We start from the raw sequence: 7,788 nt of genomic DNA on the forward strand, positions 1-7,788 counted from the left end.
GAAAATGATTGAGTATAAGACTAGAAAAAGGAGAATAACATGATCGATGTAGAAGAAATTCTGAGCAAGATGAACCCCAATCAGAAGATTAATTATGACCGTGTCATGCAGAAGATGGTACAAGTATGAGAGAAAAATGAGCATCGGCCAACCATTCTCATGCATGTTTGCTGCGCCCCTTGCAGTACCTATACCCTAGAATATTTGACCAAGTATGCAGATGTGACCATCTATTTTACAAATTCTAATATCCATCCTAAGGCAGAATACCATAAGCGTGCCTATGTTACTAAGAAATTTGTCAGTGATTTCAATGAGAGGACAGGAGATGTGGTTCAGTACCTAGAGGCTCCCTATGAACCAAATGAATAACGTAAGTTAGTCAGAGGACTGGAAGAAGAGCCTGAAGGTGGCGACCGTTGCAAGGTTTGTTTTGACTACCGACTGGATAAAACAGCGCAAGTGGCTATGGACTTGGGCTTTGACTACTTTGGTTCAGCCTTGACCATCAGTCCTCATAAGAATTCTCAAACCATCAATAGCATCGGAATCGATGTGCAAAAAATTTACACGACCCACTATCTTCCCAACGATTTCAAGAAAAATCAAGGCTACAAACGTTCAGTAGAGATGTGTGAGGAGTATGACATCTATCGTCAATATTATTGTGGCTGCGTCTATGCAGCCCAAGCCCAGAATATTGACCTGGTTCAAGTTAAGAAGGACGCCACAGCATGCTTGTTGGATAAGGATGTTGAGAAAGACTATTCTCATATCAAATTTATAGTAGATTGAAACTAGAATAGTACACCTTTACTTCTAAAACATTGTTAGAAATCGATTTGACTGTCCTTATTTCATTTTACTATACTATTACGAAATTAGATATATAAATGAAAACTTGCCTCAAGGTAGTTTTTTTTGCTAGTAGAAAAGCGATAGACAGAAATTGTTGGACTCTTAAAAAAATGAAGTTTTGCTCAAAAGAGCTTCTTAAATTAAAACGAGCAATTATCAGTTCAAATCTGTTTCAAAAGAAGAACGGATAAATTAATCGATGCTTTGTTTTTGAGTTAGGAAGTTAAGCATGCCAAACTGAGTCGTAGGAATAAATTTCTTTATAGAAATGTGTTACAACTCTGCTATAACGGAATATTCCTTTTTTGCATTTATACAACTTATTTAACACTATCTTTATTCTTGTGATATAATGTCAAATTATAGAGTGGAGGTCGTTTAAAATGATTGATAAAGTAATTGAACAATATAAAAGTCATGATAATCTTGATATTCGAGTAGAATTGCATAAGAAGTATTCAAAAAATAAATTGGGATTTAATAATTGGATATTTTCTAACTACCAAATCACTGATGAAGTAAAGGTTCTAGAATTAGGATGTGGTACAGGAGAACTGTGGAAAAGCAATAGTGATTCTATAGATAAAATGAAGCAGTTGATTGTTACAGATTTTTCTAAAGATATGGTAAAATCAACGAAGTCAGTGATTGGAAATAGAGACAATATCAACTATGAGATAATGGATATTCAAAAGATTTCTTTTGAGAATGAAACCTTTGATATTGTTATTGCTAATATGCTTCTACATCATGTGAATGATATTCCTAGAGCGCTATCTGAAGTGAATAGGGTCTTAAAAACCGAAGGCATTTTTTACTGTGCTACATTTGGTGAAAATGGAGTTGTAAATTATTTGGCAAATTTATTTAAAGATGAGGTTAATCAAGATTTAGAAAATAAAACGTTTACTTTACAAAATGGTAAAAGGTACCTGAGTAGGTGTTTTAACTCTGTCGATACATTACTCTATGATGATGAGTTACAGGTAACTAGTATAGATGACCTAGTTAAATACATCCAATCGTTTAAAGGAATTTCAGAAATAGGTTCACTAGAAGAGGAAATAATACGTAAAAGATTGGAAACTGAGTTTAATAATGGTATGTTGATCATTCCTAAAGAATATGGTATGTTTATCGCTCGAAAAGAAAGTTAAGGGAATGAAAGTGTGAAAAATTACGGAGAAGCTTTTCGATATTTTAGAAAATTAAACGGATATTCTTTAGAGTATGCTGCAGCTGATTCTATATCAAAATCTCAACTTTCTAGATTTGAAAGGGGAGAAAATGAAATTTCTCTTTCAACGTTTTTTGAATTATTATCAAATATCAATGTTTCGATAGAGAATTTTTGTAATTACCTAGAAAATTATAAAAGATCGGAGTTTGATGATTTTTTGGTTAATTTATCTCCAAATTTTTATAGTTTGAATACTAAAGGATTGGAGGAAATAAAAAATGAGCAACAAAAACTTTTTGAGAAGAGTGGGGAAAAAACTCATAAAATAAATACAATTATGGTTCAGGGATTATTAAATCAGATAGATTGTAATCATGTAGTTAGTAGAGATGATCTAAATTTAGTGTATGACTATTTATTCCAGAAGGAACGATGGGAGTCCTATGAGATAACGCTGATTGGTAATTTATATCATCTTTTTGAAATAGATTATATTTACATGGTCGGAAAAGAAATACTAGAGCGTACACATTATTACGAAAAAATCGGCAAGAATAGAAATTTAGTTGTGTCAGCTTGTTTAAATTTTTGGTTCTGTTGCCTTGAAAATTCACATCTAATATATGCAGACTACTTTGAAATGAAATTAAAAAAATTATTAAAAGATGACACAAAAGTTTTTGAAAAATCTACATTCAAATTTGTAGAAGGATATAAAATATATCTGACTGAATCTAAAGAATCTGGAATTAAACAAATGAACAATGTCATAAAATATTTTGAGTTTATTGAATCTAAAAGTATTGCTTTATATTTTCAAAAACGATTAAATGAGCTGGTAGATTAAATAGCATTTTCTCTGTAAAGATATTATTTTTAAAATGTTGTGCTAAATGATTGATGCTATGTGGAAATAAAAAAATACGAAGTTGACCTGTATTTTTTATACTAATCATCTTCGTATTTTTTGTATTAAATGATATAAGTTTGTTGTAAACTTACAAGGAACAGAGACATTAAAAAATAACAGTATATCTATTTGTTTTATATATTTTACGAATTCTGCATAAATCTCTTTCTAGTAAGGTGTTGTAACTCTGCTATAATGGATTTATTCCTTTTTGTTTTTACACAATTTATTTTACACTACCAAAAAAACAAGGTCAGGATTTTGTTCCTGACCTTTGACAACTTTACCGATTCTTTAGTTCTACATAGCGCTTGTACCAAATGTTGACATAGGCTTCTGAGAAAGGACCACGTCCATTATTAATCCAATCAACAAGAATTTTGACATGTTCTTTTAAAATATAGTCCAAGTCATCAGAATAATTCATTTTGCGTTTGTGACGTTCGTACTCTTCAACGTCCAAGAGACGTTTTTCCCCATCTGTAAAAATTTTAACATCCAAATCGTAATCAATATACTTCAGTGATTCTTCATCCAGATAGTAGGGGCTAGCCATATTGCAATAGTAAGAAGTTCCATTATCACGAATCATGGCAATGATATTAAACCAATATTTCTTGTGAAAGTAAACAATAGCCGGTTCTCGAGTGACCCAACGACGACCATCACTTTCGGTAACAAGTGTGTGATCGTTGACACCAATAATGGCGTTTTCTGTTGTTTTTAGTACCATGGTGTCCCGCCAAGTTCGGTGGAGACTCCCATCATGCTTATAACTTTGAATTGTAATAAAGTCGCCTTCTTTTGGAAGCTTCATAACTAACCAACTTTCTACAATTTATAAGTTTATCATTTACTATTGTACCATAAAATTATCTAAAATCTGTGAATTTCACTTGGAAATATTAAAGATATTCTCTAAGAGCGCTTGCTATATCCGAAAAATCATAGCCCTTTCGTGCTAAAACTTGAGTTAAACGCTGCTTCAGTTCGTATCCTTCATACTTTCTGGCATACTTAGCATATTGCTTATCAAGTTCCTTGAAGATGAGTTCCTGAGTCGTTTCTTGGTCAACTTGACTATCCAATTCGTCAAAGGCAATTTTAGCATCAGAATAAGAGAAGCCCTTGTTAGTCAAGTTCTGGATTATCTTATCTTGCAAGGCACGAGCTGGAAGTTTTCCCTCATATTTTTTCAATAGTTTATTGGCTACACGTTGAGCAACTTCCGAAAAATCAAATTCTTTCAAGTTCTCTTCTATAGTAGATTTTGAAATCCCCTTTTGTGCTAGTTTCTGAGTCAGTACATAAGGCCCCTTGTCTCCTGAAAGTTGATTGGCATTGATGCTAGCATAAGCGTATTGGCTATCATTAATCCAATTATCTTCTTTGAGATTATCAATGACTTGAGAAACGATGTTTTCATCAATATCGTATTTTTTCAGATATTCTCTGACCTCTTTTTCAGTGCGTGCTTTAAAGGATAAATGGTAGAGGGCCAGATTCTTACCATAAGAAAATTGAGCAAAGTCCTGAATCTCTTTCAATTCCTCTTCACTTATAACCTTATCTCTCGATAACATAAAACGAACAATTGTGTCTTCGGTGATATAGCATTTGTCGCCATTATCAAGCTCCATCAGATAGAGTCTTTTTTTCTTTTCAAGTTTTGTGATTTTCATAATTTCCTTTCATCTAAATGCTTCGAAAGCTGCAACAAGTCGGAGTTTATCCATATCTACATATTCTCTACCGTAATAGTCGAGAAATAATTCAGCATACGTAGCATCTTGTAGGTTGTAATGAAGGGACCAAATTGCCCAAAAGAGGTCAATATGTCGGTCACTAAAACCAGCCAATCCCAAGTCAATAAAGCAAGAAAAATGCGAGGCATCCTTCAAGATGAAATTTGGCAGGCAGGCATCTCCATGAATAAAAGCATCAGCTTTGAGAAGGTGACCTTTCTCTTGTATCAGTTGGTAAGCTTCTTCACGACTGTGAATATGAAATTGAGGCAGAAGAGTCTTGTTATAAAAAGTCCCCTCCTGATAGTTTTTTAAGGCTTCTTCTTTATAACGCTTCAGATGATTTTCCGACGGAAAAGATTGTGGTTTAAGACTGTGAAGTTTGTTTAATGCTTGTGCCAGGGTTTGACAGAGTTTTTCGGGTTGATTTAAAAAATCGAGAGCGTTTCTGCCAATGCCTTCTTTGGTCAGAAGGAAGTCCTTTTTTGCTGATAAATAGGTAATCACTGGGTTTCCCAATCCTTCAGTTTCGAACCAAGTTGCAATCTTAGCTTCTTGAGCTAATCTACCTTTTTGATCTATTTTTAAATAGTAACCTGAATCTATATATAGGACAGTTGCACTTGAATGAGAAGAACTATCAGAGAGATTAGCTCCCTTGATATAGCTTCGTAATTGTTCAGGGAAATCTAGTATACTAAAGCGAGGTGTTTTTGAATTCATGCTTTTATTGTAACATATTCTTAAATATCTTAGAAACTCCATGGTATAATAGACCTATGAATCTAAAAATAAAACAAAAAATACCATTAAAAATCAAGCGTATGGGAATTAATGGTGAGGGAATTGGCTTTTATCAAAAAACATTAGTCTTTGTACCTGGAGCTCTCAAAGGAGAAGATATCTACTGTCAGATTACTTCTATTAAACGCAACTTTGTTGAAGCGAAATTATTAAAGGTCAACAAGAAGTCTAAATTCCGCGTTGTGCCAGCTTGTACTATTTATAATGAGTGCGGAGGCTGCCAAATCATGCACCTGCATTATGATAAGCAGCTGGAGTTCAAGACGGACTTGCTTCATCAAGCGCTGAAAAAATTTGCTCCTGCAGGATATGAAAATTATGAAATTCGTCCAACTATTGGAATGCAGGAACCAAAATATTACAGAGCTAAGTTACAATTTCAGACTCGAAAATTTAAAAATCAGGTCAAGGCGGGCTTATATGCACAAAACTCTCACTATTTAGTAGAGTTGAAAGACTGCCTGGTACAAGATAAGGAAACCCAAGTGATTGCTAATCGCTTAGCAGAATTACTTACTTATCACCAGATTCCAATCACGGATGAGAGAAAAGTTCTAGGTGTCCGTACTATTATGGTCCGACGCGCGAGAAAGACCGGACAGGTTCAGATTATTATTGTTACAAACCGCCAGCTTAATTTAACCCAATTGGTAAAAGAGTTGGTTAAAGATTTCCCAGAAGTTGTGACAGTAGCTGTTAATACAAATACAGCTAAAACCAGTGAGATATATGGTGAAAAGACAGAGATTATCTGGGGGCAAGAGAGTATTCAAGAAGGTGTACTCGATTATGAATTTTCACTATCCCCTCGAGCTTTCTATCAACTAAATCCTGAACAAACAGAAGTCCTTTATAGCGAGGCAGTAAAAGCGCTGGATGTTAGTAAAGAAGACCATTTGATTGACGCTTATTGTGGAGTTGGAACAATTGGTTTTGCCTTTGCAAAGAAAGTAAAAACACTCAGAGGTATGGATATTATTCCAGAAGCTATTGAAGATGCCAAGCGAAATGCTAAAAGAATGGGATTTGACAATACTCATTATGAAGCTGGAACGGCAGAAGAGATTATTCCTCGTTGGTACAAGGAAGGCTACCGAGCAGATGCTTTGATTGTTGACCCACCACGTACAGGTCTGGATGATAAGTTATTAGATACTATTCTTACTTATGTACCAGAAAAAATGGTCTATATTTCTTGTAATGTTTCGACCTTGGCTCGTGATTTGGTACGCTTAGTAGAAGTCTATGATCTTCATTATATCCAGTCGGTCGATATGTTCCCACATACAGCTCGAACGGAAGCAGTTGTAAAATTAATTAAAAAATTTTAAAAAAGTAGTGTCAATCGAAAGTGATGATGCCCCAAAAAATGGTGAGATTGAGGGCAATTATTTTGCTTTCATTAGCCTCACAGCTCCAAGCCTCTTATCAAATGAAATGCTTGTCTTAGACTCCTTACTTTCTCTCTCCTAAATGTAAGGGATAGAGTGATTTCCTTTAAGGAACAGCTTCCCATTTAGCGAGAAATAGATTATACTTGTAGCTGAGGAGAATGAAGCTCCTCACTAGTAAACTCTTCATAATCCTTTTTATTTTTCTGAAGATATTGTTTGAAAGATGTGAGTTTCCACGGATGGGTTTGTGGAGGGATATACTTGCGTCTTTCTTTTTTTGTTCTGGTTCTGATTCAAAGTTTTTCGAATAGAGTTCATGAACTAGTAGCTCCTTTGTGTGATAGATCTTGTCAGCGATATTGAGGTAGATGTCACCGTCAACTTCTTTTATAACGAATGCTTTCGTCTTTCTGCTGAAGTAGACTTCTTTTCCTTGTTCAACAGGGATATAGCAACGATTTTGGAATCGGATATGGTGTCTACGATCCACGACTCTCTCCGCCAGTCTAGCTAGAATGAGATTTCGTTCAGAGGGCTTAGGAGCCACCTCGAAGACAGAGAGTTTTGTCTTGTTTCCAAACTGTTCATTAAAGGTTTGAATGTAGGAAAGAAGGAAGGTATTGGCTTCTTCCGAGGTATGAATATTGTTTCGTTCCAGTTCAATAGGCAGGCGAGATTGTAGTGCCTGATTGAGTCTTTCGACTCTCCCTTTAGTTTGAGGGATAGCGGTTGTCTCAAGGAGAATCCCCAGTTGGTGACAGGCGTATCCAAACTGTGTATGGGTATCGTCCTCCATTTTCTTAGAGTTGGAGGCTTGATAGGTAAAGACTGTTCTCTTATCTGTTTTAATTTGAAGGGGAATACCGTGATTGGCTAATATTTGTTCAAGGACATGAT

Annotated in this window: 6 protein-coding genes and 2 pseudogenes; 4 read left to right on the top strand and 4 right to left on the bottom strand. The window is 34.9% G+C overall.

Annotation, left to right across the window (positions count from 1 at the left end; translation table 11 throughout):
* Positions 1 to 39: 39 nt before the first annotated feature.
* From HT709_RS06885 to HT709_RS06895, 3 genes and pseudogenes are all read left to right on the top strand, one after another.
* Positions 40 to 795, top strand: a pseudogene (locus tag HT709_RS06885) (epoxyqueuosine reductase QueH).
* Between the two features lie 446 nt (positions 796 to 1,241).
* A complete protein-coding gene (locus HT709_RS06890) occupies positions 1,242 to 2,015 on the top strand; it encodes a class I SAM-dependent methyltransferase (RefSeq protein ID WP_138705302.1) in 774 nt (257 codons plus the stop codon).
* A 12-nt stretch (positions 2,016 to 2,027) separates the two neighbouring features.
* Positions 2,028 to 2,885: an Rgg/GadR/MutR family transcriptional regulator gene (locus HT709_RS06895; protein WP_000800707.1), complete on the top strand. Its 858-nt coding sequence runs from the start codon at positions 2,028 to 2,030 to the stop codon at positions 2,883 to 2,885.
* A gap of 346 nt (positions 2,886 to 3,231) precedes the next feature.
* Here the strand turns inward: HT709_RS06895 and HT709_RS06900 are convergent, their stop codons facing one another.
* From HT709_RS06900 to HT709_RS06910, 3 genes are all read right to left on the bottom strand, one after another.
* Positions 3,232 to 3,765, bottom strand: a complete 534-nt coding sequence (locus HT709_RS06900; protein WP_138700228.1) for a DUF402 domain-containing protein — start codon at positions 3,763 to 3,765, stop codon at positions 3,232 to 3,234.
* Between the two features lie 88 nt (positions 3,766 to 3,853).
* Positions 3,854 to 4,630 (bottom strand): recombination regulator RecX, encoded by a 777-nt coding sequence (recX, locus tag HT709_RS06905; RefSeq protein WP_023934074.1) that lies wholly within the window; start codon positions 4,628 to 4,630, stop codon positions 3,854 to 3,856.
* 9 nt (positions 4,631 to 4,639) lie between these two features.
* On the bottom strand, positions 4,640 to 5,416 hold the full coding sequence (locus tag HT709_RS06910) for an aminoglycoside 3'-phosphotransferase (protein WP_172925622.1): 777 nt from the start codon (positions 5,414 to 5,416) through the stop codon (positions 4,640 to 4,642).
* Between the two features lie 56 nt (positions 5,417 to 5,472).
* Between HT709_RS06910 and rlmD the strand changes: the two genes are divergently transcribed.
* Positions 5,473 to 6,828: a 23S rRNA (uracil(1939)-C(5))-methyltransferase RlmD gene (rlmD, locus tag HT709_RS06915; RefSeq protein ID WP_001049497.1), complete on the top strand. Its 1,356-nt coding sequence runs from the start codon at positions 5,473 to 5,475 to the stop codon at positions 6,826 to 6,828.
* 200 nt (positions 6,829 to 7,028) lie between these two features.
* On the opposite strand, the pseudogene HT709_RS06920 reads toward rlmD, so the two are convergent.
* Positions 7,029 to 7,788, bottom strand: a pseudogene (locus HT709_RS06920) (ISNCY family transposase); the annotation flags it as partial.

This window comes from Streptococcus sp. 1343 (assembly GCF_013277355.1).
Classification (GTDB): Bacteria; Bacillota; Bacilli; order Lactobacillales; family Streptococcaceae; genus Streptococcus; species Streptococcus pseudopneumoniae.

Excerpts from the sequence above, each read along its gene's own strand:
- HT709_RS06900 (WP_138700228.1), bottom strand. The coding sequence starts at position 3,765 with ATGAAGCTTCCAAAAGAAGGCGACTTTATTACAATTCAAAGTTATAAG.
- recX (WP_023934074.1), bottom strand. The coding sequence starts at position 4,630 with ATGAAAATCACAAAACTTGAAAAGAAAAAAAGACTCTATCTGATGGAG.
- HT709_RS06890 (WP_138705302.1), top strand. The coding sequence starts at position 1,242 with ATGATTGATAAAGTAATTGAACAATATAAAAGTCATGATAATCTTGAT.
- rlmD (WP_001049497.1), top strand. The coding sequence starts at position 5,473 with ATGAATCTAAAAATAAAACAAAAAATACCATTAAAAATCAAGCGTATG.
- HT709_RS06910 (WP_172925622.1), bottom strand. The coding sequence starts at position 5,416 with ATGAATTCAAAAACACCTCGCTTTAGTATACTAGATTTCCCTGAACAA.